The organism is Streptomyces sp. NPDC093094, from assembly GCF_044754345.1.
Classification (GTDB): Bacteria; Actinomycetota; Actinomycetes; order Streptomycetales; family Streptomycetaceae; genus Streptomyces.
Window position 1 is genome coordinate 567,631 of sequence record NZ_JBIVOX010000003.1, and the last position, 25,001, is coordinate 592,631.

A 25,001-nucleotide genomic window follows, 5' to 3' on the forward strand; every position below is an offset into this window, starting at 1 on the left:
ATGGTTGTGGAGGCCCCCGATGAGCAACGTCGAGACCGACCCCGTCGCGCCGCGCCGCGCCACCGGGGAGGCACCCGGACCCCCGAGCGCGCCCGAGCCCCGCGTGGACGTGCTCACCCCGCGCGACGTGCCCCTCGGCGGACCACGGGCCATGACCGTGCGGCGCACCCTGCCGCAGCGGGCGCGCACCCTGATCGGCGCCTGGTGCTTCGCCGACCACTACGGCCCCGACGACGTCGCCGACACCGGCGGCATGGTCGTCGCCCCGCATCCGCACACCGGCCTGCAGACCGTGAGCTGGCTGTTCAGCGGTGAGATCGAGCACCGCGACAGCCTCGGCAGCCACGCCCTCGTCCGCCCCGGCGAGCTCAACCTCATGACCGGCGGCCACGGCATCGCCCACTCCGAGGTCTCCACACCGCGCACCACCGTCCTGCACGGCGTCCAGCTCTGGGTCGCCCTGCCCGAGGCGCACCGTCATACCCGGCGCGACTTCCGGCACCACGTCCCCGAGCCCGTGCGCACCGACGCCGCCGAGATCCGTGTCTTCCTCGGCACCCTCGCCGGGTCCACCTCGCCCGTGCCTGCCTTCACACCCCTGCTCGGCGCCGAGATCGTCCTCGCCCCGCACGCCGCCCTCACCCTCGCCGTCGACCCGGAGTTCGAGCACGGCCTCCTCGTCGACCGGGGCCGCGTCCGCGTGGCCGGCACCGCCCTCGACGCGGCCGAACTCGGCTACGTCCACCCCGGCGCCGCCGCCCTCACCCTGCGCAACGAGTCCGACGGCCCGGCACGCGCCGTGCTGCTCGGCGGCACCCCGTTCGAGGAGGAGATCGTCATGTGGTGGAACTTCATCGGCCGCAGCCACGACGACATCGCCCGCGCCCGCGAGGACTGGCAGAACGCCTCCGACCGCTTCGGCGCCGTCCAGGACCACCCCGGCGGCCGGCTGCCCGCGCCCGCCCTGCCCCACGCCACCCTCACCCCGCGCCGCAACCCGCCGCGCGCCTGACCCGAACCGAGAGGACCCCGCCCATGAGCGAGACCCAGGCGACCCCCACCGTCCGCCGCGCCGACGACCGCCACCGCTACGAGATCCACGTCGGCGACACCCGCGCCGGCCTCACCGCCTACCGCGACCACGGCACTCAGCGCGTCTTCTTCCACACCGAGGTCGACGACGCCTTCGCCGGACAGGGACTGGCCTCCGTGCTCGTCCGGGAGGCGCTCGCCGACGTCCGCGCACTCGGCCTGCGGATCGTGCCCGTCTGCCCCTACGTCGCCAAGTTCCTCACGAAGCACACCGAGTTCGACGACATCACCGACCCGGTGACCCCCGAGGTGCGCGCCTGGCTGGCCGCCCAGCTCGGCTGACGCCGCGTCCGCCGGCGCCCCCCGCCCCGCGTCCGGGCCACGGTCTGTGACTCCGGGTGACGTCCACCGTGACGCAGGGCCGAGGCCGGGGAGGGGGGACCGGAAGGGGGAAGTGCCGGTGGCGCCGGTGCGGTTCGCCGCCCCGGGCACGGTACGGGCCCGGCGGGACGGGACGGAGCCGGCGGGACGGGACGGAGCCGGACCCGGGGGGACCGCGGGGACGCGCCCCGCTCACCCCGCTGCCGGCCCCGCGCCGGACGCGCCGCGCACACGGCACCGCCGAAGCGGAGGGCCGCCGTACGCCCGGCTGAGCAGCCGAGGTCACTCCCGCCGTGGGACGCCGCCGGCGCCGCGCCCCGGCACCGTGGAGCCCGTGAAACTCAACCGCACCGCCCGCCGGGCGGCCCTCGTCGTCCATGTCACCGCCGCCGCCTGCTGGCTCGGGCTCACCCTGGGGCTGCTCGCGCTCGGGATCACCGCGGCCACCACCGGCGACGCCGTGACGCTGGAGGCGTCGGTGCGCACCATGAAACTGTTCACGGACCGGCTGCTGCTCCCCGCCGCCCTCCTGACGCTCCTCAGCGGGCTGCTGCTGGCTCTGGGCACTCCATGGGGTCTGGCCCGGCACCGCTGGGTCCAGGTGAAGTTCTGGCTGACCCTGGTCACGACCACCGCCACCGTCCTCGCCCTGCGGCCCGGCGTCGACTCCGCCGTGGACGCCGTCGTACGGGGCGGCCCCCTGCCCGATCCCGGCGATGTGCTGTTCGGGCCCGCGGTGTCGCTGTCCGCCTACGTCTTCATGACCGCGGTCTCGGTGCTCAAGCCCTGGGGGCCGACCCGCCGCGGCCGTCGGCGGCGCGCAGCGCAGCGGGCGGGAGCACGGGGGCCTGCTAGGGTCGGCACGCCGGAGTGACCGAGGCGAGGGAAACAGGGAGGCGAGCCGATGTCCGTGCACATGGCCGCTGCCGCGCGCAGCGCCCGGACCCCGCTCACGTCCCGGGCCACGGCCTGACGTCGACCTGATTCCACCCCGCCGGGAGCGTGAGCTCGCGGGGCCTCCTCGAGACGACACCCGGAAACGGAACCTTCACCTGTCATGACCGATGACTGGATCACACGCGCCGAGACCGGCGCCGACCTCCCCGCCGTCCGCGCGATCGAGCTGGCCGCCTTCGACACCCCGCTGGAGGCCGACCTCGTCGACGCGCTGCGGACCGACGAGGCATGGATCGACGGGCTGTCCCTGGTGGCGGCCCTCCCCGACGGCACCGTCGTCGGGCACGCGCTGCTGACCCGCTGCCACATCGGCGACGTACCGGCGCTGTGCCTGGCGCCGGTGGCCGTCCTGCCCGGGCATCAGGGCACCGGTGCCGGCTCGGCCGCGATCCGGGCCGCGCTGCGTGCCGCCACGGAGCTGGGCGAGCGGTACGTCACCGTGCTCGGGCACCCGTCGTACTACCCGAGGTTCGGCTTCACCCGCGCCTCCGTCCACGGCATCGGGGTGACCTTCGACGTCCCGGACGAGGCCCTCATGGCACTCGCCCTGGACCCCGGCCACCCCCTGCCGGCCGGCACCGTCCGGTACGCGGCGCCCTTCGGGATCTAGCGAGGGACGCCCCGCGGGATCCGGGGACGGATCCGGCGGGGCGTCCGGCGGGGCCCCGGGCGGGACACGGTCGCGTCCCGCCCGGGAACCCTGTGCGGATCCGCCGGCTCAGCGGCCGAGCAGCCTCTTGACCTTCTTGCCCTTGGCCGACTCGTCCAGCGTCTTCCACAGCTCGTGGGAGCCGGTGTACGTGTACACGCCCGGAGCGCCCTGCTCGGCGCAGCCGTCGCCGTACGACACGACGCCTATCTGGTAGACGCCCTGACGGCCCTTCAGCTTGCGGAACAGCGGGCCGCCGCTGTCGCCCTGGCAGGAGTCCTTGCCCTCGACGCCCGCGCAGACGTTGACCTTCTTGTCGTACTCCGCGTACGAAGCCTTGCACTCGATGTGCGACACGATCGGCACGTTCACCGCGCGCAGCCGGTCCGCGTAGGCCGTCACCTCGGTATTGGTGTTGCCCCAGCCGATGACGGTGGCCTGGGCGCCCGGGCGGATCAGCGCGTCGGTGCCCTCGGTGGGCAGGTGGACCGGCGCGATGCCCTGGACGGGCTTGTCGAGGATCAGGAAGGCGATGTCGTACGCCTCCTGGCCGCGGGCGTAGCGGGGGTGGACGACGATGTCGGTCACCTGGCGCAGCCGGCCCTGGTTCTTCTTCGACAGGACCGTGCGTCCGACGACGGTCTCGATCTCCTTGGGCTTGGTGCCCAGCACACAGTGCGCGGCCGTCATGACCATCTGCGGGGAGAGCAGGCTGCCCCCGCAGAACTGGCGGTCGAACGGGCTGCCCGTGCCCTTCTGGAGCAGCGCGGCGATGAACGGGTGCTTGCCGTCGGCCTGCCCGACGCCGCCGATGATCTGCGAGGTCGGACGGCCGCGGTCCGCGGAGGTGTCCGCGGCGTGGGAGGTGCCGACGGAGGCGGCGGTGAGGGCGAGCGCCGCGCCGGACGCGGCCGCCGCGGCGGCGATCCGCCGCGCCGTCGTTCTGTGGGGGGTGGACAGACTCATAAAGGGTCTTCTCCGTCTCTACGGGTCCGGTGGTCGGCCTTCCGCCGGACGGCCCGGCGCCGCAACGGGGCGGTGCGCCGGGGGAGTCGTCCGGCCGCGGTGGCCAGGTCGTACAGCCAGACGGGATCCGCGGGACGGAGGTTCAGCCAAGATCAGGACAGGATGGCCGGCTCTGGCGGCGGGGTGCCGACGGGGCCGGGCGGCAGCCGTCGCCCGCCCGGTGAGCGGCGTCCTCGTCCTGCCGCGCGGCGGCGCCACCGACGACGACCACGGCGACCAGCACGGCCGTCACCTCCTGGACGACCGCTGTCATCAGCGCCTTCGCGCGCACGGCGAGCACGGTGGACACGAGGGCGACGGCCCCGACCGCGCCCACGGCGGTCAGGCAGCCCCCACGGGGCCGGCCCGGCCGGCGGGTTCAGTCCCGTGCCGCCGGGCGGGGCGCGAGCGCCGCCAGTTCCTCGGGAGTACGGGGACCGCTGTCCGTGCCGGTGAGCAGGCCCTGGGCGCGCAGGACGTCCGCTGCCGCGACGCCCCACGGCAGCCGCAGGCCCGCCCGGGCCAGCAGGTCGGTGCGGGCCAGCGTCGCGGCGACCGGACCCGTGTGGACGCCGCCGGGGGTGAGCAGGGCCGCGTCGTCGGCCCAGCGCAGGGCGAGATCCACGTCATGGGTCGCCATCACCACCGTGGTGCCGCCCGCCCGCAGCCCCTCCAGCGTGCCGAGGAGCCGCTCCTGGCCGTCCGGGTCCAGGCCCGCGGTCGGCTCGTCGAGGATCAGCACCCGCGGCCGCATGGCGACGGCCCCGGCGATCGCGGTGCGCTTGCGCTGCCCGTACGACAGCAGATGCGTGGGACGGTCGGCCAGCGCGGTGATGTCCAGCGCGGCCAGCGCCTGAGCCACCCGCGCCCGCACCTCGGTGTCGGGCAGGCCCAGGTTCAGCGGCCCGAAGGACACGTCCTGTCCGACGGACGCGGCGAACAGCTGGTCGTCCGGGTCCTGCACGACCAACTGGACCGTCGTGCGCAGCCGGGTCAGCCCGGCCCGGCCGTACGACACCGGCTCGCCCTCGACGGTCAGCCGCCCCGCGCGCGGCCGCAGTCCGCCGCTCAGCAGGCGCATCAGGGTCGTCTTGCCGGTGCCGTTGCGGCCGAGCAGCGCCAGCGCACGGCCCTCACGCACCTCGAAGTCCAGACCGTCGAGCACCAGCGGGCCGTCGTCGTAGGCGAAGGACGCGCCGTGCAGGGCGACGAGGGGCGGTTCGCTCACGGCAGGAGCCTTTCCAGGACGAAGGTGAGTGCGGTGACGGCCGCCAGCAGCGCCAGCGCACCCGCCGTGAAGGGGACGGAGATCCGCGCCTCGGGCACCAGGACCCGCAGGGTGCCGTCGTAGCCGCGCCCGGCGAGCCCGGACTGGAGCCGCGACGCCCGGTCGAAGGCGCGCACGAACGCGGTGGCACCGAGTCCGCCGAGCGAACGCCAGGTCGCCGCGCGGGTGGTGTGTCCGAGCCGCGCGGCCTGCGCCTCGCGGATCCGCCGCACCGAGTCCAGCAGCAGAAAGCTCATGCGGTACGTCACCAGCGCCACGTCCACGACGGGCGCGGGCACCCCGGCCCGCACCAGCCGGGGCAGCAGATCGGACATCGGCGTGGTGAACGCGAACAGCAGCACGCCCAGCGAGGCGGCCGACGTGCGCAGCATCAGCTCCCCGGCCCGTACGGCACCTCCGTCGGCCGGGGACAGCGGCCCGCCGGGCCCGCCGACCTGGACCAGCAGCGTCACCGCGCCCGACGCGCAGAAGCCGAGCGGCACCCGGTAGGCACGCCACAGCCGGGCCCCGGGCACGCCCGCCGGACCCAGCAGCACCACGAGCGCGGTGACCAGGACGAGGGCCGCGCCCGGCCAGGGCGGCAGGGAGATCGCGAGCAGGGTCAGGCCGAGCCCGAGCACGGCCTTGTCCACGGGGTGGCGGTGGCGCCAGCGACTGCCGTGCGCCGCCGCGTCGATGGGCAGCACGCGGGGTCAGCCCTGCCCGGCACCCGAGCGGGTGTCCTCGGCCGCCGTGCCGTCGTGTCCGGGGCCGTGCTCGTCCCCGCGCCGTGCCAGGGCCTTCTCCTCGCCCTGGCGGCGGCCGCGGCGCAGCCCGAAGTAGTAGGCGAGGACACCCGCCCCGAGGGCCGCCTGGAGGGAGAACAGCGCCGACTCGATCTCACCGGACGGCGGTTCGTACAGCGGCGAGAACCAGGGCTCGTAGTCCGGTTCGAGTTCGGTGATCGCCGTCTCCGCCTCGGCGTCGGCGCCGGTGAAGGGCTCCTCCTTGTGGTCGCCCAGACCGAGCGCCAGCGGCAGCACGGCGAGCGCGGCGACCAGGGCCAGCAGCAGTAGATTGATCTTCGTGTTGCGTTTCACCGGGCCACCGCCTCGTCCTCGCGCCGGGCCGCCAGGACGCCCAGACGGGTCAGCTCGCCCTTGCTGGACTGGGTGAGCAGCCGCATCACCAGCACCGTCAGCAGGCCCTCGCTCACCGCGAGCGGGATCTGCGTCACGGCGAAGATGGAACCGAACTTGCCGAGCGCGCCCAGGAACCCGCTGCCGGGGTCCGGGAAGGCGAGCGCCAGCTGCACGCTGGTCACGCAGTACGTCGCCAGGTCGGCGAGGAACGCCCCGAAGAACACGGCGGCCATCAGCGGCACGTCGAGGCGGCGCAGCAGACGGTAGACGCCGTAGCCCACCCAGGGGCCGGCGATCGCCATGGAGAAGACGTTGGCGCCGAGCGTGGTCAGGCCGCCGTGGGCCAGCAACAGGGCCTGGAACAGCAGGGTGATGGTGCCCAGCACCGCCATGACCGGCGGCCGGAACAGGACGGCGCCCAGCCCGGTTCCGGTGGGGTGGGAACAACTCCCGGTCACCGACGGCAGCTTGAGCGCGGACAGGACGAACGTGAACGCTCCGGAGGCGCCGAGGAGCAGAGTGCTCTCGGGATGCTCCCTGACCTCACGGGTGAGGGAGCGGACTCCGTGGACGACAAACGGGGCGGACGCGACGCCCCAGGCGATCGCGTGCGCCGGAGGCAGAAAACCCTCGGCTATGTGCATGGCCCGGCAGACCCTCTCCAGCACCTCGTGGATGGTTGACGCGCCTTGGCCGGTCTCCTGGCTGACGGGTACCACCGCCCGAACTCCGCCTTCCCGGGTCGCAAGGACCCAGTGGCTGCCCGTGAGGGCCGGAGCCGGACTTCCCGATCACAGTGGCGAGGGCCGCACCGGTTTCGCACCGGATTTCCCGTTCACCAAGGCGTGGTGACACTAGTGCCCGGGACAGGACGGTGACAAGCACACCCCGGGGGGCGCACGGACCGTGCCCCGGCCCCGGGACGCCACCCCCCGCGCCCCGCCCGGCCCTCCGGCCGCAGACCGTGATCATCGTCACGGTGCGCGGACCGGGGGAGGTCCGTCCCGGGACTCAGGACGCCGTGGCCGGCTTCCCCGCGCGGACGCGGGCGCGGGGGACGGGGCGTTCACGGGACCGGTCGCCCTCGGCCCACAGCGAGCGCACATGCCCGAGGTGGCGGCTCATGCACCGCTCGGCGCCCTCCGCGTCCCCGGCCACCATCAGATCGAGCAGCTCGATGTGCTCCTCGGCCGAGGGGATCAGCCGGTCGCTCTCGTCGAGCGTGGTCAGCCCGTACAGGCGCGACCGCTTGCGCAGGTCGCCGACGGTCTCGACCAGCCGGTCGTTGCCGCCGAGCGCCAGCAGCGAGAGATGGAACTGCCGGTCGGCCTCCAGATAGCCGATCAGGTCGTGCTCGCGGGCCGCGGCCACGATCATCCCGGCCACCGGCCGCAGCGCCTCCAGCTGCTCACGGGAGGCGCTGCGGGTGATCCGGCCGATCATCGGGACCTCGATGAGCATGCGGATCTCGCTGTACTGGTCGAGGTCGCGCTCGTCGACCTCGGTGACCCGGAAGCCCTTGTTGCGCACCGGCTCGACGAGACCTTCGCGGGCGAGATCGAGCATCGCCTCGCGCACGGGCGTCGCGGAGATGCCGAAGTCCTCCGCGAGCCCGGGCGCCGAGTACACCTCGCCCGGCTGGAGTTCACCGGAGATCAGCGCGGCCCGCAGGGCGTGGGCGACCTGGTCACGCAGCCGCTCGCGGGTCGTGACGAGGTTGCGCTGGAGGTGCCCCATGGTGTTCCCTTCGTGCCGCCGCGGAAGCACCAGAGTACAATGTCACGTTGTTTTCGCCGGGGCCGTACGGCAGTCGTCCCTCACAGCAGGAACCCCGCCGGGAACGGGTCGTCCGGGTCGAGGAAGTACTGGGCCGTGCCCGTGATCCAGGCCCGGCCCGTGATCCGCGGCACCACCGCGGGCACCCCGCCGACCTCCGTCCGCGCCACCAGCCGGCCGGTGAACTCGGTCCCGATGAACGACTCGTTGACGAAGTCCCGGTCCAGCGGCAGCTCCCCGCGCGCGTGCAGCTGGGCCATCCGCGCCGAGGTGCCGGTGCCGCACGGCGAACGGTCGAACCAGCCGGGGTGGATGGCCATCGCGTGCCGCGAGCGCCGCGCGTCCGACCCGGGAGCGGCGAGGTACACGTGCTTGAGTCCGGCGATCTCCGGCTGCGCAGGATGGACGGGCCGGTGGCCGGGCGACGCGTTCACCGCCTCCATCACCGCCAGCCCCGCGGCGAGCAGATCGTCCCCCCGGGCCCGGTCGAACGGCAGCCCCAGCGCGTCCAGTTCGACGAACGCGTAGAAGTTGCCGCCGTAGGCGAGGTCGTAGGTCACCGGCCCGTACCCGGGCACCTCCACCGTGCGGTCCAGGCCCACGCAGAACGACGGCACGTTGGTGAGCGTGACCGCCTTCGCCGCGCCGTCCTCCACCTGCACGTCGACGACGACCAGTCCGGCCGGGGTGTCGAGGCGGACGGTGGTGACGGGTTCGGTGACCGCCACCATCCCGGTCTCCACGAGCACGGTCGCCACGCCGATCGTGCCGTGCCCGCACATCGGCAGCAGCCCGGAGACCTCGACGAACAGCACCCCGTAGTCGGCGTCCGGCCGGGTGGGCGGCTGAAGGACCGCGCCGCTCATCGAGGCGTGGCCGCGCGGCTCGTACATCAGCAGCGTACGGACGTGGTCCAGGTGTTCGGCGAAGTGGCGGCGGCGTTCGGCCATGGTGGCGCCGGGGACGACCCCGATGCCGCCGGTGACGACACGGGTGGGCATCCCCTCGGTGTGCGAGTCGACGGCGTGGAGGACATGACGAGTGCGCACGAACGTCCCTTTCGGTCGGGGCCGGGTCTCAGCGGTGGCCCTCGGCGACGGCCTTCTCGGTGGCCGCGCGGATCTCGGCCGCGAGCGTGTCGGGCAGCGGCGTCCGCGGCGGCCGGGAGGGTCCGCCGTGCGCCCCGGCGATGTCCATCGACAGCTTGATCGCCTGGACGAACTCGGTCCTGGAGTCCCAGCGCAGCAGCGGGTGCAGCGACCGGTACAGCGGCAGCGCGGCGGCGAGGTCGTGCGCGACGGCGGCGCCGTAGAGCCGGACGCAGGACTCCGGGAACGCGTTCGGGTAGCCGGCGACCCAGCCGACCGCGCCGGCCACGGCCAGCTCCAGCAGCACGTCGTCCGCGCCGATCAGCAGGTCCAGCTCCGGGGCGAGTTCGGCGATCCGGTAGGCCCGCCGCACATCGCCGGAGAACTCCTTCACGGCCACGATCCCGGTCTCGGCGTGCAGCCGGGCCAGCAGCTCCGGGGTGAGGTCGACCTTGGTGTCGACGGGGTTGTTGTAGGCGACGACGGGCAGTCCGGCCCGGGCGGCCTCGGCGTAGTGGGCGCTCACCGCGCGTTCGCCGGCCCGGTAGGCGTTCGGCGGCAGGAGCAGCACGCTGCCGCAGCCGGCGTCGGCGGCCTGCTCGGCCCAGCGCCGCGCCTCGGCACTGCCGTACGCGGAGACGCCGGGCATCACCCGGGCCCCGTCGCCCGCGGCCTCCACCGCCGTACGGACCACCCGCGCCCGCTCCGCGTCGGAAAGGGTCTGGTACTCGCCGAGCGAGCCGTTGGGCACGACACCGTCGCAGCCGCTCGCGATCAGCCGCCGCACGTGGGCGGCGTAGGCGTCGTGGTCGACGGAGAGGTCCTCGCGCAGCGGTAGCGCGGTGGCGACCATGATGCCGCGCCAGGGACGGCCGGCGCTCCAGGAACCGCTGGTGGTCATGTCGGGAACCCTTCTGTGGTGGAAGTGGTGTGCCGGCCGGGACGGCCGGCCAGCGCGGCCAGCGTCACGGGCGCGGCCAGCGGGCGGCGTTCCGGCGAGGGCGGCATCCCCGAGCCCGCCGCGAGGCAGGCCACGGCGGTGCCGCACACCCGGCCCTGGCACCAGCCCATCCCGGCGCGGGTGAGCAGCTTGACCGTGCGGGCGTCCCCCGCCCCGTGACCGGCGACGGCCTCGCGGATCCGGCCCGCGGTGACCTCCTCGCAGCGGCACACGTCCGTCGCGTCGTCGAGCCAGCCGGTCCAGCCGGGGCGGGGCGCGTGGACGGCGGCCATGAGGCCGGCGAAGGCCCGCTGCCGGGCCCGCCCGCGCAGCAGGTGCCGCAGCCGGGCCCCGGGCAGGGTCCGGCCGGCCAGCAGACCGGCGACGGCGGCAGCGGCGATCTCGCCCTCCAGCAGAGCCAGCCGGACCCCACCGACCCCGCCGGTCTCGCCCGCGGCCCACACCCCGGGCACCGAGGTCCGCTGACGGGCGTCGAGGGCGAGCGCGTGCGCCCCGTCCGGGGTGGGGCGGGTCGTGCAGCCCAGTGCCGTCGCCAGGTCGATCTGAGGGACCAGCCCGTGTCCGACCGCGAGCGCGTCGCACTCGATCCGGCGGCCCGGCCCCGCCACGGGCCGCCAGTCGCGGTCGAGCCGTGACACCGTGACGGCCTCCACCCGGTCCGTGCCGTGCACCCGGGTGACGGCGCTGCGCCCGTGCACGGGAACCCGGTGGCGCAGCAGGGCGGTTCCGTGCCGGGCGGCCTCGACGAGTTTTTCCGGCACGGCCGCGAGCACGTCCGGACGGCGGGCGTACGCCGGATGGCTCCCGGCCTCCACCACCGCGGGCACCCGCGCTCCGGCCGCGGCGAGCGAGGCGGCGACCGCGAGCAGCAGCGGGCCGCTGCCCGCGACGACGATCCGCCGGCCGGGCAGGACGAGCCCCGCCTTCAGCATGGCCTGCGCCCCTCCGGCGCCGACGACACCGGGCAGGGTCCAGCCGGGGAACGGCAGTTGACGCTCGTACGTCCCGGTCGCCAGCAGCACCGTACGGGCCCGGACGAGGACCGGACGGTCGTCGTCCGTGACCGCGTGCACCCCGAACCCCTCGCCGGACCCGTCGCCGGGCGGGCGGGCCACGCTCCAGACCTGGTGCGCGGCCAGGTGGGTCACCGGGCCGGCGGCGAGGCGGCGGCTCAGCCCGGCGTAGGCCCGGCGGCCGTGGTGGAGCGCCTCGGGACGGCGGGCGCCGAGGCCGGGGGAGGGGTGCCGGTAGTACTGCCCGCCGATCCGCTCGCCCGCGTCCAGCAGGGCCACGCGCAGGCCGAGTTCACCGGCCGTGACCGCGCCGGCGAGGCCCGCGGGACCGGCGCCGATCACCGCCAGGTCGTACACCGGGTCAGACGGCGAGGTCGGCATGACCGTGTCCCTCCTGGGTGGTGACGGCGGCGCCGGGGCGGGCCGGGTCGAGACAGGCACGCCGGTTGGGGCGTCCGTCGATCGTCACCAGGCAGTCGTGGCAGTGCCCGATGCCGCAGAAGGCCCCGCGCGGCCGGCCGCCCTCGCGGGTGGTGCGCCAGGCGAGCACACCGGCCGCCCAGAGCACGGCCGCCACGGACTGGCCGGGCAGCGCGGACAGGGACCGGCCGTCGAAGGTGATCTCGAACGCGTCCCCCGGTGACGCGCCGACGAGTTCGGCGGGGCTGCGGTCACGCGCCATCGCGCGGCTCCTCTCTCACGGGAGCCGTCCGAAGGGCTCCGCTGCTTCTCCGGGGCCGCCCTCGAAGCGCTCCGGCCTGAACGGGTGGATGTCCAGCGGGAGTTTGCCCCCGGACGCCAGGGCCGCGACGATGTGCCCGGTCGCCGGGGCCAGCCCGATCCCCGCGCCCTCGTGGCCGCAGGCGTGCAGCAGTCCGGGCCGGCGCGGGTCGGCGCCGACGGCGGGCAGATGGTCCGGTAGGTAGGGGCGGAACCCGGCGTAGGCCCGGATCGCGCGCACCGCGCCGAGTACCGGGAACAGACGCACCGCCTGGGCCGCGAGACGGGTGAGCGCCTCCACGGACGGCGTGCGGTCGAAGCCGACCCGTTCCCGGCTGGCGCCGATCAGCACCGGCCCCGCCGGGGTGCCCTCGACGACGGCCGAGGTCTGCAGGGCCGCCGAGTCGCTGGCGACGTCGGCGACGTAGTCCGCGGCGTACACCTTGTGCCGCACGACGCGCGGCAGCGGCTCGGTGACGAGGACGAACCCGCGGCGGGGCAGCACCGGAAGCCCGACACCCGCCAGCCCGGCCACCTCCCCGCCCCAGGTGCCCGCCGCGTTGACGACGAACGGGGCGTGGACCTCACCGGAGGGCGTCCGCACGCCCCGCACCTCGCCGCCCGGACCGGTCAGGACCGCGGTTACCAGCTCGCCCGCCCGGAGCCGCACCCGGTCCCCGGCCGCGCGCAGCAGATGGGCCGCGGCGAGGGCGGGCTGCACCTGGGCGTCCTGGGGGTAATGGACGCCTCCCGCGAGGCCGGGGGCCAGATGCGGTTCCAGCTCGGCGAGCCGGCCGGCGGGCACGTCGTCCGCGGTGACGCCGCGGGCGCGCTGCCGGCCGGCGAGGTCCCGCAGGGCGGCGAGCCCCTCGCCGTCCTCGGCGACGACCAGGCCGCCCTTCGGTTCGTACTCGACGGCCGACGGCAGCTCGTCGGCGAGTTCCCGCCACAACCGGGCCGAGAACAGGGCCAGTTCGAGCTCGGGCCCCGGTTCCTTGTCGGAGACGAGGAGGTTCCCCTCGCCGGCTCCGGTGGTGCCGCCGGCGACGGGTCCGCGGTCGATCACGGTGACGGTGAGGCCGGCGCGGGCGGCGTAGAAGGCGCAGGCCGCGCCGACCACGCCCGCCCCGACCACGATGAGATCCGGAGAGTGTCTCGTGGGCACCTCAGTAATATTTCACATTGCACAGAGGCTGCCAAGGGTGCCGCACCCTCGTCGCGCGGAGCCGGTGCACTCCCGGGTGCGGACACTGACGCCCCTTCAAGGACACGTGGCTGCACGGGGGTTGTCAGTGCAATTTCACATTACTACGTTACGTATCACATGGTGCCGGTCGTCGAGCGCGGCCCTCTCTCCACGGCCGACGCCCTCCCGGGCGGCACCGGCGCACCCCCCCTCGTCCACCCCACTCCCCACAGGAGTCATCGGTGTTCCTCTCGCGAACCCCGCACAGCTCCCGCGCCCGCCGCAGAGGGCGGCGCATATCCCTGCTCGCCGTCACGGCGGCGCTCACCGCGGGCCTCACCGGTCCGCCCGGCACCTCCCACGCCGCACCCGGCACCCCCCACGCCGCGCCCGGCACCTCCCACGCCGCGCCCGGCACCTCCCACGCCGCGCCCGGCACCTCCCACGCCGCACCGCCCCTCCGTGCGGCCGCCGTCGCCCCGCGGCCCGGCCACGACCACGCCGAGCACCTCGCCGAAGCGCCCCGGCCCGGCGCCCGGCGGCTCCCCGCCCCCGGAGGCGGCCGGGCCGACGGCCTCGTCCCCGGCCCCGCCACGGCGCCGCCCGGGGCGGGCACCCGCACCCTCGCGCCCTGCACCCTCGACGGGGTCACCGGGCTGACCCCCGAGCGGTTCGCGGACTTCCTCACCGACCCGGCCGTCACCGCCGACGGCTGTCTGCGCACCCTGCTGTGGACCTGGGACGGCCGCCTCGCACCCGTGATGTCGGACGCGCACGTCCAGGCCGTCTCCCGGCGTGCCGCCGCGCTCGCCCCCGCCCACGACGGCACCGGCGGCACGCACCTGCCGGAGCTGTTCACCTACCTCCACGCGGTGTCCTACCACGACTTCTCCCGCGCCGAGATCGACGTCACCGACGCCCCGACCGTCGCCGCGATGCGCCGGGCCGTCGCCGCCCTCGGCGCCGCCGCCCGGACCTTCGACCCCACCCGCAGCAACGCCGAGACCCTGCGCGAGGCCCTCTACGCGGCCTGCGCCCCGGGCCTGCGCCGGTACCAGCTCCCGCTGGTGAAGCGGGTCCTCGCCACCATGGGGCCCGGCCGCACCACCGCCCAGGACACCGTCTGGGCCGGTGCCGCGCTCGCCGCGCTCTCGCTCAACTACCTCGGCGTGTACCCGGGCAACAGGGACACGGCCTTCCACGACGCCGTCGTCGCGGACCCCTCCTACCGCGCCGCCTTCCGGGCCTTCGCGGACCACGGCCACCTCAAGGACCGGCCCAACGCCTGGGTCGTGCGCGACGCCCTCGGCGAGTACGGCCGCTTCGGGCAGATCGACCGGCTGCGCGCCGAGACCGTCACCGGACTGGGCACCCTCCTCGGCACCACGGCCCGCACCTTCGGGGACCGCAGCGCCCCCTGGGCGAAGACGGCGTCCTGGCTGATCGAGTTCGACGCCTGTGCCCCGTACCGCGTGTGCCGCGAGGACATCGAACGCCTCCTCTTCCCCCGGACCTACACCTACGACACCGACGCGCACGGCGACACCCTGCGGGTCCGCACCGGCCTCGACCGGGCGACCGTCGACCGGCTCTACTACGCGAGCAAGCAGGTCAAGGCCCAGTTCCACCGGATCCTCGGCACCCTGGAACCGCTGCCCGGCGACACCAACAGAACCCTCGGCACCGTCCTGTACGCCTCCCGCGCCGACTACGAGACCTTCCATCCGCTGCTCACCGGCATGGGGACCGACAACGGCGGCATCTACATCGAACGCGGCGCGACCTTCTACACGTACCAGCGCCGCGTCCCGCAGGACTCCTCGCTCACCCTGGAGGAGCTGTTCCGCCACGAGTACACCCACTACCTCAACGGCAGATGGGCCGTGCCCGGCCTGTTCGGCGAGGGCACCTGGTACCAGGGGGACCGCACCACCGCCATGGACGAGGGAACCGCCGAGTTCCTCGCCGGCGCCACCCGCGACGACGGTGTCAGGGTCCGCAGGTCCCTGGTCGCCGGCATCGTCCGGGACACCGCGGACGGCGGACCGCGGATGACCGTCGACCGGATCCTGCACGCCACCTACGACGGCGACGGCTTCCGCTTCTACCCCTACGCGGGCACGTTCTTCTCCTATCTGTGGCGGGAACGTCCCGCCCTGCTGCGGGAGATGTACCGGCAGCTGCGCGCCGACGCCCCGGCGGCCTTCGACACCTGGCGCGACCGCCTCGGCGCGGACACCGCGCTCCAGCGGGACTACGACGCCTTCCTCGACGAGCAGATCGCCCACGTCGACGACCTGTACGTGCCGACCACCCGGCACACCCCGGTCGCGGACCTGGGTGCCGCCACCGCCGCCGAGGCGCGGGCCTCGTTCGCCGCGGTCACCTACGCGACGCCCGAGTGCGCCACGGGCGGCAGCACGGACCGGCCGCGCTTCGTGTGCACCGGGAGGATCACCGCGAACCTCGCGGACGCGGAGAGCGCCGACCGGGTCTTCGCGGACATGGCGGAGACGGTGGACCTTTTCCTCCTGGAGCGCGGTTCGGGAGGGGTGAACAACCTCGCCGACATGAACTGCTCCTTCGGCGAGGTGACCGTCTGGTCCACGGGCCGCGCCGGCACCGCCGACTACCGCTGCGAGGGACCGCTGCGGCCCTGACCGTCCCTCACCGGGCGGCGGGGGGCGGCGTCAGCCGAGCCTGTCGCCCGGCAGGACCGGGTGCGCCTCCAGCTCCGGGGCCGCCAGAAGGTCCGCGATCAGTTCGGGGGAGCCGCCGACGTAGGTGCTGACCAGGTCCACGTCACCGCCGACGCACCAGGCCAGGTCCTGCGGCCACCACAGGTCGGGCAGCTCGGCGAACTCGTCCTCCGACACCGGCGAGACGGCGTCGGCCAGCGGCCCGGCGAGCAGCACCTTGTCCCGGTTCGGCATGGGGAAGGTGGGCACGCCGTCGAAGCCCCGGCGCCCGTACCCCGCCCACAGGCCGAACCAGCACCGCCCGGGCGTGGCCGTGTGCCGGGCCAGGAGGGGGATCAGGGCCCGGGCGACGACGGGCGGGGTCGGTCCCTCCGTGGCGTGCTCGTCCCAGACACCGGGCAGCCCGTACTCGTCGGCGTTGTGGTAGTCGCGGTCCACGCCGATCACCTCGTGCCAGTCGGTCAGCGGCGTCACCACGGTCCCGTGGGCGGCGGCCACCGTGTCCCAGCGCACCGGCCGTTCACCGAGCTCCGCGGGATGCAGCAGGCGCGCGTACGCGGCGAACCCCGGCGCGGCGACCCCGGCCACCGTCCCGAACGCGCCCGGTCCCGGGGGGCCTTCGGACACCCAGCCGGCGGGCCCGAGGTCGTCGGTGCAGACACGCAGACGTCCGTAGCGTTCGGGTGAGGGCTCCGGGTGCACCGGGCGTTCGTCGCTCATCCGCACAGTCTGCCCGAGCCCCGCCGGACGGCTGAGGGGCGGCCCTCCGCGCCGCGCGAGAAAACCGCCCCGGCACCCGGGTGCGGACGGGGTCACGGCATGACCTGCGTGCTCCCGAAGGCCACCACCAGGCGGCCGTCAGAGGCGAAGGACCAGCGCAGCGCGCCGGAGTACGAGGAGCACCGCGACCCGTCGGAGCCCGACCAGAACTGGTTCGAGCCGTCGCTGAGGGTGCCGTTGCCGAAGGAGAGGGAGTCCTCGACGGTCACCGGGCCGATGGGGCCGGTGTCGGGTTGCGCCGGGGAGGGCGCGGGCGCCCTGTGTCAGCCCCGGCGGCCGTACGCCACGAAATGGGCGGCGAAGAGGCGGATGCCGGACGGGTCGTGCTCGGCCTGCCGGAACGCCTCGTCCCAGCGGGTGAGGTCCTGCGGCCCGGCCAGACCCTCGGCGAGCAGGGCGTCGCGGGCCGCCCAGGCGGGCCCGCGCATCCCGGGAGGAGGCGTGACGACCTCGATGTGCCCCTCGAAGACCGCCGGCTCCAGACCGGCCGCGGTCAGCAGTTCGTCGAGACGGCCGCCGACGGAGAGGTCGTTGCCGCGGCGCCGGTGCAGCTCCCGGTAGCGGTCCTCCAGCTCCAGCAGGGCCTCGGGCGCACCGCGCAGCCGGAAGCAGCGCACGTCGATGTCGACCAGGTACACCGTGCCGCCGTCCGGCCGGGCCAGGGAGGCCAGATGGTCCACCACGGCCTGCTCCCGGCCGCCGTTGTGGGCCAGGACGTGCCGCAGCATCACCAGATCGAACGACCCCGGCGGCAGCCCGGTGGCGTCGGCGGACGCGGCGGCGGTGCGCACGGGCGCACCGGCCCGTGCGGCGAGCGCCGAGGCGACCGTGAGCGCCTTCTCGTCCCGGTCGACGGCCCACACCTCGCCGTCCGGGCCGACGAGGCCGGCCAGGCGTACGGAGACCGCGCCCGGCCCGCACCCCACATCGGCGATCCGCGCGCCGGGCACCGCCCCGGCGGCACGCCACAGTCCGTGTTCGCGGCGCTCGGCGGCCTCGGCCATCATCCGGTAGCGCGCGATCTCCGGCTCGCTGAGAGGCAGCAGATAGTCGGCCACGTTCCCCATCGTGCACCGGACGGGCGCGAGCCGCCCGTCCGCACCGCCCCGGGCCCGGTGGCCGGGGCGGTGCGGACGGGTCGTCCCCGCGGGTCAGTGCAGCTCGACCGGGAGGGTGCGGTGGCCGTTGGAGATGAAGGAGTCCACGGCCTCCAGCTCCTCGGCGGGCACCGCGAGCCGCAGGCCGGGGAAGCGGCCGAAGAGCGCGGGCAGCGCGACGGACGCCTCCAGGCGGCCCAGGGGCGCGCCCAGGCAGTAGTGGACGCCGTACCCGAAGGCGAGATGCTCCTTGTCGGCCCGGGTGACGTCGAAGACGGCGGCGTCCGGACCGTACCGGCCGGGGTCGCGCCCCGCGGCGGCGTACGCGGCGAGGATCGCCTCGCCCCGGGCGACGACCGTGCCCCGAGGGCCGCCGAAGTCGCTCATCTCCAGGTCCTCCACGGCGTACCGCAGCGGCAGGCTCGCCACCGGCGCGTCCATCCGCAGCGTCTCCTCGACCACGTCCTGCCAGGACGCGCGCCCCGCCCGGAGATGGGCGAGCTGGCTGGGGTGGGTGAGCAGCAGATGGACGGCGTTGTCCAGGAGGTTGACGGTGGTCTCGTGCCCGGCGCTGATCACCAGCATCAGGGTGTCGAGCAGCTCCTGTTCGTCCAGCCGGGAGTCGTCCTCGTCGTCACGCGCGGCGATGAGCGCCGAGGTCAGGTCGTCGCCCGGCGAGCGCCTCTTCAGCGCGACGAGTTCGCCGAGCACCGCGTAGAACCGGGTGTAGACGTCGGTGACCTCCTCCGGAGTCGCGGAGGTGTGGAAGACACCGTCCACGACGGCCCGCAGCTCCGCGCCCATCTCCGCGGGGAGGCCGAGGAGTTCGCCGATGACCTGGATGGGCAGGGGGTAGCAGAACTCCTCGCGCAGGTCGACGGACGGACCGCGGCGCCCGGCCTCCGCGACGCCGTCGAGCAGCGTCTTCGTGATCTCCTCCACGCGGGGCTGGAGGGCGGCGGTGCGGCGGGCCGTGAACGCCGTGGCGACCAGCCGGCGCAGCCGCCTGTGGTCGGCGCCGTACGCGGTGAACATGTTCTGCACCGCGACCCAGGTGAACAGCGGCCACTCGGGCGACACCTCACCGTCGATCCAGCGTTTCCAGTGGCGTCGCGGGTCCTTCGACACCCGGGGGTCGGTGAGCAGCCGCTTGAGCAGTACGGGGCTGCTGACCGCCCATGCCCTGACGCCGCCGGGGAGTTCGACGAGCGTGACGGGGCCGTTCGCGCGGACACGCTCGGCCTCGCCGTGGATGTCGCGGCCAGTGGGGTCGATCACCAGCGGTCGCGGGTCGGCCATCAGGACTCCTGGGGGGATCGGGTGCGGTGGCCCGGCCACGCTAGGGCGCGAGGGCGCCGGTGACGAGAGCGCCTCGGCCCGAGCGCAAAGATCCGGCCGCGGGCCGCCACGGCCGGCGACGCCGCCCGGGGCCGGTGGGACGGGTCCCGGTGACACCCATGACGAGCGGGTGCAGGGCGGTGTCCGCGGCGATGGACAGCCGGTTGTGCTTGGCGCCGCCCCGCGCGGTGTTCGCCACCGCCCCCGGTGCGTCCAGCCGGCCGGTCGGGGTGCCGTCCGGGTGGCGGCAGTGCACTCCGTCCGCCGTCGTGGCGGCCCGCAGCCGGCCGCTGTCGCCGAAACGGAGACCGCCGAAACGGAGACCGTCGAAACGGAGACCGCCGAAACGGGGACCGTCGAAACGGGGACCGCCGAAACGGGGACCGCCGAAGCAGCCGGCGCCGCCCGGCGGGATCGCCGCGAACACGTCACCGCGCGAGAGCGTGCCGTCGGGGCGCACACCGTGGGCGCGTATGCACCCGCCGCGCGTGTCCGAGACGTACGACTGCCGCTCGCCGGGGGAGAGGACCAGCCCGTCGGGCGGATCCGGCCCGTCGGCGGCGAGCTCGGCGTCGACGGTCACCGGGCCGATCCGGTAGCTGCTGCCGGCCTCTGACGTCGGCGTGATCCGGACGTCGGTGCGATCCGGGCGGCGCCGTGATCAGGACGCCGGTCCCTGGTCCTGTCGCGCCTCGCCCACCGCCGCCTCGTAGGCGAGCAGGGTGTCGACGAACATCCGGCGCTGATCGGGCGTCAGCGGGTCGAGCGCCTTGCGCCAGGCGGCGGCACCGGGGGCGAGCCAGGCCCTGATCGCGGGCTCCTGGTCGGCCGCGACGGTGACGATCCGGCGCCGCCGGTCCGTCTCGTCCTCGCGGCGGTCCAGGATGCCCATCCCGTGCAGATCGCCGACCAGCAGGCTGGCCGTCGTCGGCGCGACCTGGAGCCGGGCGGCCAGTTCGTTCACGGTCGTCGGGCCGTCGAACAGCAGACAGGACAACAGCGACAGGTGCCGGGGCGCCAGCGGGAAGGACCGCAGGGCCTCGGGGACCGGGATCTTCTTCGCGCGGCCGACCATGCGGGGCATGAGCAGCAGCAGCGCCCGTACGGCGTCGTCCAGGCCGTCGGCGCCGTCTGCCGCCGGTTCTTCGTGCGTGGGCACGGCGGCGCCTCCTTCCATGTATTTATCTTTGGATCCAAAGATGCTTTACTTGCAAAGTGAATCGCCCTGCATGTTACCCATCGGCGTGAACGGAGATCCACCATGCCGCACTTCAGCGTGCACATCCGCGAAGAGACCCTCGACGGAACGGTCGAGCCCCGGCTCATCGCCGCCCTGACCGACGCGGTCGGACAGGTCTACGGCGAGGGCTTCGGCCGTCTGGTCGGCGTCGACCTGATCGGCGTCCCGCAGCACCGGCGCGGCATCGGCGGCGTCCCGACCGACAAGGACGCCCCGCACATCACTTTCAGCATGCGCGAGGCCGCGTACCACCTCGACGAGGTCCCCGACGCGGCTGCCCGCCTGGTCGCCGCCGTCACCGACGCGACGGCGGCCGTGCTCGGCGAGCACGTCCGGGAGCAGATCGTCCTCACCCTCGCCGGTGTGCCGGAGGGCCGCACCGGCGTCGCCGGCGCGGTGGCCTGAGCCGCGCCGGCGCACGGCCGTCGGGTCCCCGGGAGGCGCTGGGCGGGCCGGGGCCCCCGCAACGGCGACGCCGAAGACGGTACGGGGCCGAGGAGCCGGAGCCCCGTCCGGTGCGGGCCCGCACCGGACGGGGTCTCACCCCGGGCGCCGGGGGTCCGCCCCGGCCCGCCGGTCAGCTCTCGCCGTTCGTCCCCGGCCGTTCGCCTCCGGCCGGCCGGAGGCCGGCTTCGTCGACGACCGCGTGCTCCAGCACGGCGGAGCCGGACAGGAGCGTGCCCGTCCGGCCGTAGGACGTGTCCTCGGTCAGCACACTGCGGGAGCCGAGGAACGTGTAGTCGTCCGCGTCGAAGACCCACTCGGTGCGGACGCCGTAGCGCGTGTCGACACGGGCGATGCCGAGCCCCTGGCGGCCCACCGCGTCCCGGGCCCGGGACGCCTCGGTGACACCGGGGATCCGCGCGGCGGCCCGGTAGAGCGCGGCGGCCGTACGCGGGGGAGTGAGCCCGCCCAGCAGGGAGCCGATCTGCTCGAACACCGCCTGGTCCCGCTCGCGGCCCTCCGCCTTCGGGGTCCGCGCGTACAGGTGGGCGAGCAGCTCGCCGGGGTCCGTGGGCAGGGACGCGAGCCAGCGGTAGGTGGGCCGGCCGAACCCGGCCGGCGTGCCACCGGTGTCACCGAGCTCGGCGTTGACCGGCAGGGTCTCCCCGTCCTCCCGGATCAGTCCGAGCCGTTGCAGCGGCCTCGGGTCCTGTGCCGTCCACACCTCCCGGTCCCGCAGGGGACCCATGACGGCCTTGCCGCTGGTGAGGTCGGCCCCGCGGGCCCGCTCGCGGGTGTACACGAACTGGTCGTCCCGCACGACGAGACCGGCCTGCCTGCCCGTGGCGTCGGAGATGCGGTCGAGCAGGGCGGCGGCCGGCTGGATGTCCGTGGCGGCCTTGTGCCGTGCGGTCCCGCCGCCGTCGTGGTCGGTGCCGGACAGGGCGATGCCCGTGGTCAGGGCGCAGGCCAGGGCGAGCGCGGTGGCCGGCGCGAGAAGCGCGGGCCGCAGCAGCCGGTGGCGCCGCCCGCGCGCGGATACGGTGGCCTGGTCCCGGTCGATGTGACGCATGAGTGTGTCCTTGTGACGGAGGTGCTGCTCGCGCGGCAGGTCCCACTCGGCAGGGGCCGGCAGCAGACGGGCGATCTCCTCGCGGTCGCCGCCGTGCTCCGGGGAAGCGGAGGTGGCCTTGTCGGTCATGTGGGTTCCTCCCGCACGGTCAGGGCCGCGATCGCGGCCGCACCTGTTCTCTCTCCGCGGCCGTCGCGTGGTTCCGGTCCGGGCGCCGGCCGCTTCACGGGTCCGGTGGCGGGCCCGGCCGCGGGCCGCTTCACGGGTCCGGCGGCGAGCTCGGCCGCGGGCCGTTTCGCGGGTCCGGCGGCGAGCTCGGCCGCGGGCCTTTTCGCGGGTCCGGCAGCGGGCCTGGCCGCGGGCCCGGCCGTGGGTCGTTTCGCGGGTCCGGCGGACCCGTCCGCCGGTTCGTCCGCGGGTCTGTCCGCCGGTTCGTGCGTCGATCTCTCCGCCGGTCCTCGCACCGGTCCTGTCATCGGTTCCTCTGCCGGTCCTGTCATCGGTTCCTCTGCCGGTCCTGCCGGTCCTGCCGGTCCTGCCGGTTCTCCCGGTCGCCCTTGCGTCTGTCCCTGCCCGGGCCCTCGCTCCCGTCCTCGCCCCGGTTCCCGCCCCGGTCCGTCCTCCGTCAGGCGGGCCAGTCTCCTGCGGGCACGCGACAGCCGTGAGCGCACCGTTCCGACGGCGATCCCCAGCGCGTCGGCCGTCTCCCGGTAGCCGAGCCCCGACCACACGCACAGCGCCAGCACCTCGCACTCCTGGCGCCGCAGCCGGCTCAGCGCCGTGTGCACGGCACGCAGCCTGCGCGCGTCGTCGAGACGCCCCACGGTCGCGGGTGCGAAGTCCTCCTCCACGCGCGGCCGGGGCTGCCGGGCCAGGAACAGCTGTCTTCGGCGCAGGCCCCGTCGGGCGTTCTCGGCCTTGTGCGTGGCGATGCCCAGGAGCCAGGGCAGCAGGGAGCCGCCCTCCTCGTGCACCCGTTCCCGGGTCCGCCATGCGGCCAGGAAGGTCTCGGACATGACCTCCTCGGCGGTCGACCAGTCGCCGGTCAGCCGCAGGCCGTGGTTGTAGACGGCACGGGCGTGATCCTCGTACAACTGGGCGAACGCCTCGCGGTCCCCCTCGCGCACCCGTCGGCGCGTCTCGTTCTCTGTGTCCCTCACACCCGTATCTCTCCGTGGCGACCCGGGCGTTCCTGTGGCCTGTGTCACGCCCCGCGTCACGCGGGTGCCGCTCCGCGGCGCAGTGGCCCGCCGGCGGTCGGATTCTCCCCGACCTGGGTGCCGCCGGGCCCTTCGGGCCGCCTCGACCGGGCCCCGGCGGACTCTTCGGCCCGCCCCGGCTTGCGTTCGGTTGCAACCGGCTTGCGCAGGCAGCCCCCTGTCCGGGCCCGCAAGCACGCAACCCGCTTGCGCGACTTGCGCTAGCCTTGCGGCCATGACGCGACGACTTGCCCAGGTGGCCAAAAAGGTGGGAGTCAGCGAGGCCACGGTCAGCCGTGTGCTCAACGGCAAGCCCGGTGTCTCCGAGGCGACCCGGCAGTCCGTGCTGACCGCGCTGGACGTGCTGGGCTACGAGCGGCCCACCCAGCTGCGGGGCGAGCGCGCCCGGCTCGTGGGCCTCGTGCTGCCGGAGCTCCAGAACCCGATCTTCCCGGCGTTCGCGGAGGTGATCGGCGGCGCGCTGGCCCAGCAGGGCCTGACACCCGTGCTGTGCACCCAGACCCAGGGAGGGGTCTCCGAGGCCGACTACGTCGAGCTGCTGCTCCAGCAGCAGGTGTCCGGCGTGGTGTTCGCCGGCGGGCTGTTCGCGCAGGCCGACGCGCCGCACGACCACTACCGTCAACTGGCCGAGCGCAACATCCCGGTGGTCCTGGTCAACGCGTCGATCGACGGGCTGGACTTCCCCTGCGTCGCCTGTGACGACGCGGTCGCCGTCGAACAGGCATGGCGCCATCTCGCCTCGCTGGGCCACGAGCGCATCGGCCTGGTCCTCGGCCCCGGCGACCATGTGCCCTCGAACCGCAAGCTGGCGGCCGCGCGCGCCGTGGCGGAGTCGACCGGCGGAAGCCTGCCGGACGAGTTCGTCATGCGGTCGATCTTCTCCCTGGAGGGCGGCCAGGCCGCCGCCGGGCGGCTGGTGGAGCGCGGTGTCACCGGGATCGTGTGCGCGAGCGACCCGCTCGCGCTCGGCGCGATCCGGGCCGCTCGCAGGCGGGGGCTGTCCGTACCCGGCGACGTGTCCGTCATCGGGTACGACGACTCCGCCTTCATGAGCTGCACCGAGCCGCCCCTGTCGACGGTCCGCCAGCCCATCGAGGCGATGGGCCGCGCCGCCGTCGAGCTGCTCTGCGCCCAGATCCAGGGCACCCAGGCCCACCCGGGCGAACTGCTCTTCGAGCCCGAGCTCGTGGTGCGCAGTTCCACGGCGCAGCCGCCCGTGGGCTGACCTCCCCCGCTCTTCTCCGTCGGCACCGGTACCGGGACACCCCCGGACCGGTGCCGATGTGTTTGTGCGGCGCGAGCGCTCCGCCGGTCCGGGGCCGCAGGGCGACCGCATCGCATCACTGTCAAGCAATTGCGAAAACTGCACGAGATATTGCACTCATCTGTCGACGGTGGTTGAGTGTCCGGCACCTCACCTGCAGTTCCCCGCCAGGTGGGGTGCCTTCACCGTTCCGGAGCGAAAGAGAACCTCCCATGAGAAGTGCCCGGCTTCGCCGCAGCCGTCGTGCCGCCGCAGTCACTGTCGTCTCCGCCCTGACGCTGACCGCGCTCGCGGCCTGCGGCACGAGCAGCAGCAGTGACGGCGGTGGTGACGGATCCCAGCAGAACGGTTCCTCGGATGCCTCGGTGCCGCTGGATCCGAAGACGAAGGTGACGATCACGATCGACTGCATGCCGCCGGCGGCGAAGGCGGCCGAGCTGAAGGAGTGGAAGGAGGATGTCGCCGAGTTCAACCGGACGTATCCGAACGTGACGATCGAGGGGCGTTCCACGCCGGGTCAGTGTCTGGAGCCGCCGCGGTTCACGGCGATGCTGAAGGCGAAGTCGCAGCCGGACGTGTTCTACACCTACTTCACGGATCTGCCGCAGGTGCTGTCCGAGGACGGCGCGCAGGACATCACCGCCTACGTCAACGACAAGACGGTGCCGGC

General features: G+C 74.6%; 25 protein-coding genes, 3 pseudogenes and 1 riboswitch. Of the genes and pseudogenes, 8 read left to right on the top strand and 20 right to left on the bottom strand.

Features of this window, described 5'->3' with window-relative positions; genetic code table 11:
- Positions 1 to 19 precede the first annotated feature (19 nt).
- From ACIQGV_RS08590 to ACIQGV_RS08605, 4 genes are all read left to right on the top strand, one after another.
- Positions 20 to 1,012 (top strand): pirin family protein, encoded by a 993-nt coding sequence (locus ACIQGV_RS08590; RefSeq protein ID WP_402492348.1) that lies wholly within the window; start codon positions 20 to 22, stop codon positions 1,010 to 1,012.
- A 23-nt stretch (positions 1,013 to 1,035) separates the two neighbouring features.
- Positions 1,036 to 1,374, top strand: coding sequence for a GNAT family N-acetyltransferase (locus ACIQGV_RS08595; RefSeq protein ID WP_402492350.1), 339 nt, complete (start codon positions 1,036 to 1,038; stop codon positions 1,372 to 1,374).
- A 373-nt stretch (positions 1,375 to 1,747) separates the two neighbouring features.
- Positions 1,748 to 2,287, top strand: a complete 540-nt coding sequence (locus ACIQGV_RS08600) for a DUF2269 family protein (protein ID WP_402492352.1) — start codon at positions 1,748 to 1,750, stop codon at positions 2,285 to 2,287.
- Between the two features lie 183 nt (positions 2,288 to 2,470).
- A complete protein-coding gene (locus ACIQGV_RS08605) occupies positions 2,471 to 2,980 on the top strand; it encodes a GNAT family N-acetyltransferase (RefSeq protein WP_402492354.1) in 510 nt (169 codons plus the stop codon).
- 108 nt (positions 2,981 to 3,088) lie between these two features.
- Here the strand turns inward: ACIQGV_RS08605 and ACIQGV_RS08610 are convergent, their stop codons facing one another.
- From ACIQGV_RS08610 to ACIQGV_RS08665, 12 genes and pseudogenes are all read right to left on the bottom strand, one after another.
- Positions 3,089 to 3,985, bottom strand: a complete 897-nt coding sequence (locus tag ACIQGV_RS08610) for a S1 family peptidase (RefSeq protein WP_402492356.1) — start codon at positions 3,983 to 3,985, stop codon at positions 3,089 to 3,091.
- Between the two features lie 142 nt (positions 3,986 to 4,127).
- Positions 4,128 to 4,385 (bottom strand): annotated as a pseudogene (locus ACIQGV_RS08615) (DUF6234 family protein); the annotation flags it as partial.
- 18 nt (positions 4,386 to 4,403) lie between these two features.
- Entirely contained in the window at positions 4,404 to 5,252 is an 849-nt protein-coding gene (locus ACIQGV_RS08620; protein WP_402492358.1) for an energy-coupling factor ABC transporter ATP-binding protein, read from the bottom strand.
- Positions 5,249 to 5,998 (bottom strand): cobalt ECF transporter T component CbiQ, encoded by a 750-nt coding sequence (gene cbiQ / locus ACIQGV_RS08625; RefSeq protein ID WP_402492359.1) that lies wholly within the window; start codon positions 5,996 to 5,998, stop codon positions 5,249 to 5,251. The genes ACIQGV_RS08620 and cbiQ overlap by 4 nt, the downstream gene beginning before the upstream one ends.
- 6 nt (positions 5,999 to 6,004) lie before the next feature.
- Positions 6,005 to 6,391, bottom strand: coding sequence for an energy-coupling factor ABC transporter substrate-binding protein (locus ACIQGV_RS08630; protein WP_402492361.1), 387 nt, complete (start codon positions 6,389 to 6,391; stop codon positions 6,005 to 6,007).
- Entirely contained in the window at positions 6,388 to 7,077 is a 690-nt protein-coding gene (locus tag ACIQGV_RS08635) for an energy-coupling factor ABC transporter permease (protein ID WP_402492430.1), read from the bottom strand. Before ACIQGV_RS08635 ends, ACIQGV_RS08630 begins: the two co-directional genes overlap by 4 nt.
- 29 nt (positions 7,078 to 7,106) lie before the next feature.
- Positions 7,107 to 7,291: riboswitch (cobalamin riboswitch) on the bottom strand.
- A 153-nt stretch (positions 7,292 to 7,444) separates the two neighbouring features.
- The gene (locus ACIQGV_RS08640) at positions 7,445 to 8,170 is read right to left on the bottom strand and encodes a GntR family transcriptional regulator (protein WP_402492363.1); all 726 of its coding nucleotides are present in this window, start codon (positions 8,168 to 8,170) and stop codon (positions 7,445 to 7,447) included.
- An 80-nt stretch (positions 8,171 to 8,250) separates the two neighbouring features.
- A complete protein-coding gene (locus ACIQGV_RS08645; RefSeq protein WP_402492365.1) occupies positions 8,251 to 9,258 on the bottom strand; it encodes a proline racemase family protein in 1,008 nt (335 codons plus the stop codon).
- A gap of 28 nt (positions 9,259 to 9,286) precedes the next feature.
- Positions 9,287 to 10,198 (bottom strand): dihydrodipicolinate synthase family protein, encoded by a 912-nt coding sequence (locus ACIQGV_RS08650; protein ID WP_402492367.1) that lies wholly within the window; start codon positions 10,196 to 10,198, stop codon positions 9,287 to 9,289.
- Positions 10,195 to 11,652: an FAD-dependent oxidoreductase gene (locus tag ACIQGV_RS08655; protein ID WP_402492369.1), complete on the bottom strand. Its 1,458-nt coding sequence runs from the start codon at positions 11,650 to 11,652 to the stop codon at positions 10,195 to 10,197. The genes ACIQGV_RS08650 and ACIQGV_RS08655 overlap by 4 nt, the downstream gene beginning before the upstream one ends.
- Positions 11,633 to 11,953 (bottom strand): (2Fe-2S)-binding protein, encoded by a 321-nt coding sequence (locus tag ACIQGV_RS08660; RefSeq protein ID WP_402492370.1) that lies wholly within the window; start codon positions 11,951 to 11,953, stop codon positions 11,633 to 11,635. Before ACIQGV_RS08660 ends, ACIQGV_RS08655 begins: the two co-directional genes overlap by 20 nt.
- A 15-nt stretch (positions 11,954 to 11,968) precedes the next feature.
- On the bottom strand, positions 11,969 to 13,156 hold the full coding sequence (locus ACIQGV_RS08665; RefSeq protein WP_402492371.1) for an NAD(P)/FAD-dependent oxidoreductase: 1,188 nt from the start codon (positions 13,154 to 13,156) through the stop codon (positions 11,969 to 11,971).
- Positions 13,157 to 13,419: 263 nt separating this feature from the next.
- Between ACIQGV_RS08665 and ACIQGV_RS08670 the strand changes: the two genes are divergently transcribed.
- On the top strand, positions 13,420 to 15,837 hold the full coding sequence (locus ACIQGV_RS08670) for a collagenase (protein WP_402492372.1): 2,418 nt from the start codon (positions 13,420 to 13,422) through the stop codon (positions 15,835 to 15,837).
- Between the two features lie 30 nt (positions 15,838 to 15,867).
- Here the strand turns inward: ACIQGV_RS08670 and ACIQGV_RS08675 are convergent, their stop codons facing one another.
- The 6 genes and pseudogenes from ACIQGV_RS08675 to ACIQGV_RS08700 form a co-directional block, all read right to left on the bottom strand.
- Positions 15,868 to 16,596 carry a hypothetical protein gene (locus ACIQGV_RS08675; protein ID WP_402492374.1) on the bottom strand — a complete coding sequence of 243 codons (729 nt, stop codon included), beginning with the start codon at positions 16,594 to 16,596 and terminating at the stop codon, positions 15,868 to 15,870.
- 92 nt (positions 16,597 to 16,688) lie between these two features.
- A pseudogene (locus ACIQGV_RS08680) lies at positions 16,689 to 16,823 on the bottom strand (right-handed parallel beta-helix repeat-containing protein); the annotation flags it as partial.
- A 96-nt stretch (positions 16,824 to 16,919) separates the two neighbouring features.
- A complete protein-coding gene (locus tag ACIQGV_RS08685) occupies positions 16,920 to 17,714 on the bottom strand; it encodes a class I SAM-dependent methyltransferase (protein WP_402492375.1) in 795 nt (264 codons plus the stop codon).
- A 93-nt stretch (positions 17,715 to 17,807) separates the two neighbouring features.
- Positions 17,808 to 19,052, bottom strand: a complete 1,245-nt coding sequence (locus ACIQGV_RS08690; RefSeq protein ID WP_402492377.1) for a cytochrome P450 — start codon at positions 19,050 to 19,052, stop codon at positions 17,808 to 17,810.
- A 40-nt stretch (positions 19,053 to 19,092) separates the two neighbouring features.
- The gene (locus ACIQGV_RS08695) at positions 19,093 to 19,719 is read right to left on the bottom strand and encodes an SMP-30/gluconolactonase/LRE family protein (RefSeq protein ID WP_402492432.1); all 627 of its coding nucleotides are present in this window, start codon (positions 19,717 to 19,719) and stop codon (positions 19,093 to 19,095) included.
- Between the two features lie 33 nt (positions 19,720 to 19,752).
- Entirely contained in the window at positions 19,753 to 20,175 is a 423-nt protein-coding gene (locus tag ACIQGV_RS08700) for a MarR family transcriptional regulator (RefSeq protein WP_402492434.1), read from the bottom strand.
- 177 nt (positions 20,176 to 20,352) lie between these two features.
- Between ACIQGV_RS08700 and ACIQGV_RS08705 the strand changes: the two genes are divergently transcribed.
- Entirely contained in the window at positions 20,353 to 20,736 is a 384-nt protein-coding gene (locus ACIQGV_RS08705; RefSeq protein ID WP_402492379.1) for a hypothetical protein, read from the top strand.
- 172 nt (positions 20,737 to 20,908) lie between these two features.
- On the opposite strand, the gene ACIQGV_RS08710 is transcribed toward ACIQGV_RS08705, so the two are convergent.
- Complete coding sequence (locus ACIQGV_RS08710; protein WP_402492380.1) at positions 20,909 to 21,976, bottom strand: CU044_5270 family protein; 1,068 nt, start codon at positions 21,974 to 21,976, stop codon at positions 20,909 to 20,911.
- A gap of 401 nt (positions 21,977 to 22,377) precedes the next feature.
- Positions 22,378 to 23,007: pseudogene (locus tag ACIQGV_RS08715) on the bottom strand (RNA polymerase sigma factor); the annotation flags it as partial.
- 274 nt (positions 23,008 to 23,281) lie between these two features.
- Between ACIQGV_RS08715 and ACIQGV_RS08720 the strand changes: the two are divergent.
- Both ACIQGV_RS08720 and ACIQGV_RS08725 read left to right on the top strand, forming a co-directional pair.
- Complete coding sequence (locus tag ACIQGV_RS08720; RefSeq protein ID WP_402492382.1) at positions 23,282 to 24,292, top strand: LacI family DNA-binding transcriptional regulator; 1,011 nt, start codon at positions 23,282 to 23,284, stop codon at positions 24,290 to 24,292.
- A gap of 251 nt (positions 24,293 to 24,543) precedes the next feature.
- Positions 24,544 to 25,001: extracellular solute-binding protein (locus tag ACIQGV_RS08725; protein ID WP_402492384.1), on the top strand; the 458-nt coding region annotated here is incomplete at its 3' end.

What these genes read in the sequence shown, in the direction of transcription:
- ACIQGV_RS08650 (WP_402492367.1), bottom strand. Translation starts at nt 10,198, where the DNA reads ATGACCACCAGCGGTTCCTGGAGCGCCGGCCGTCCCTGGCGCGGCATC.
- ACIQGV_RS08690 (WP_402492377.1), bottom strand. Translation starts at nt 19,052, where the DNA reads ATGGCCGACCCGCGACCGCTGGTGATCGACCCCACTGGCCGCGACATC.
- ACIQGV_RS08710 (WP_402492380.1), bottom strand. Translation starts at nt 21,976, where the DNA reads ATGACCGACAAGGCCACCTCCGCTTCCCCGGAGCACGGCGGCGACCGC.
- ACIQGV_RS08590 (WP_402492348.1), top strand. Translation starts at nt 20, where the DNA reads ATGAGCAACGTCGAGACCGACCCCGTCGCGCCGCGCCGCGCCACCGGG.
- ACIQGV_RS08705 (WP_402492379.1), top strand. Translation starts at nt 20,353, where the DNA reads ATGCCGCACTTCAGCGTGCACATCCGCGAAGAGACCCTCGACGGAACG.
- ACIQGV_RS08595 (WP_402492350.1), top strand. Translation starts at nt 1,036, where the DNA reads ATGAGCGAGACCCAGGCGACCCCCACCGTCCGCCGCGCCGACGACCGC.
- ACIQGV_RS08720 (WP_402492382.1), top strand. Translation starts at nt 23,282, where the DNA reads ATGACGCGACGACTTGCCCAGGTGGCCAAAAAGGTGGGAGTCAGCGAG.
- ACIQGV_RS08655 (WP_402492369.1), bottom strand. Translation starts at nt 11,652, where the DNA reads ATGCCGACCTCGCCGTCTGACCCGGTGTACGACCTGGCGGTGATCGGC.
- ACIQGV_RS08675 (WP_402492374.1), bottom strand. Translation starts at nt 16,596, where the DNA reads ATGAGCGACGAACGCCCGGTGCACCCGGAGCCCTCACCCGAACGCTAC.
- ACIQGV_RS08640 (WP_402492363.1), bottom strand. Translation starts at nt 8,170, where the DNA reads ATGGGGCACCTCCAGCGCAACCTCGTCACGACCCGCGAGCGGCTGCGT.
- ACIQGV_RS08610 (WP_402492356.1), bottom strand. Translation starts at nt 3,985, where the DNA reads ATGAGTCTGTCCACCCCCCACAGAACGACGGCGCGGCGGATCGCCGCC.
- ACIQGV_RS08635 (WP_402492430.1), bottom strand. Translation starts at nt 7,077, where the DNA reads ATGCACATAGCCGAGGGTTTTCTGCCTCCGGCGCACGCGATCGCCTGG.
- ACIQGV_RS08700 (WP_402492434.1), bottom strand. Translation starts at nt 20,175, where the DNA reads ATGCCCCGCATGGTCGGCCGCGCGAAGAAGATCCCGGTCCCCGAGGCC.
- ACIQGV_RS08605 (WP_402492354.1), top strand. Translation starts at nt 2,471, where the DNA reads ATGACCGATGACTGGATCACACGCGCCGAGACCGGCGCCGACCTCCCC.
- ACIQGV_RS08660 (WP_402492370.1), bottom strand. Translation starts at nt 11,953, where the DNA reads ATGGCGCGTGACCGCAGCCCCGCCGAACTCGTCGGCGCGTCACCGGGG.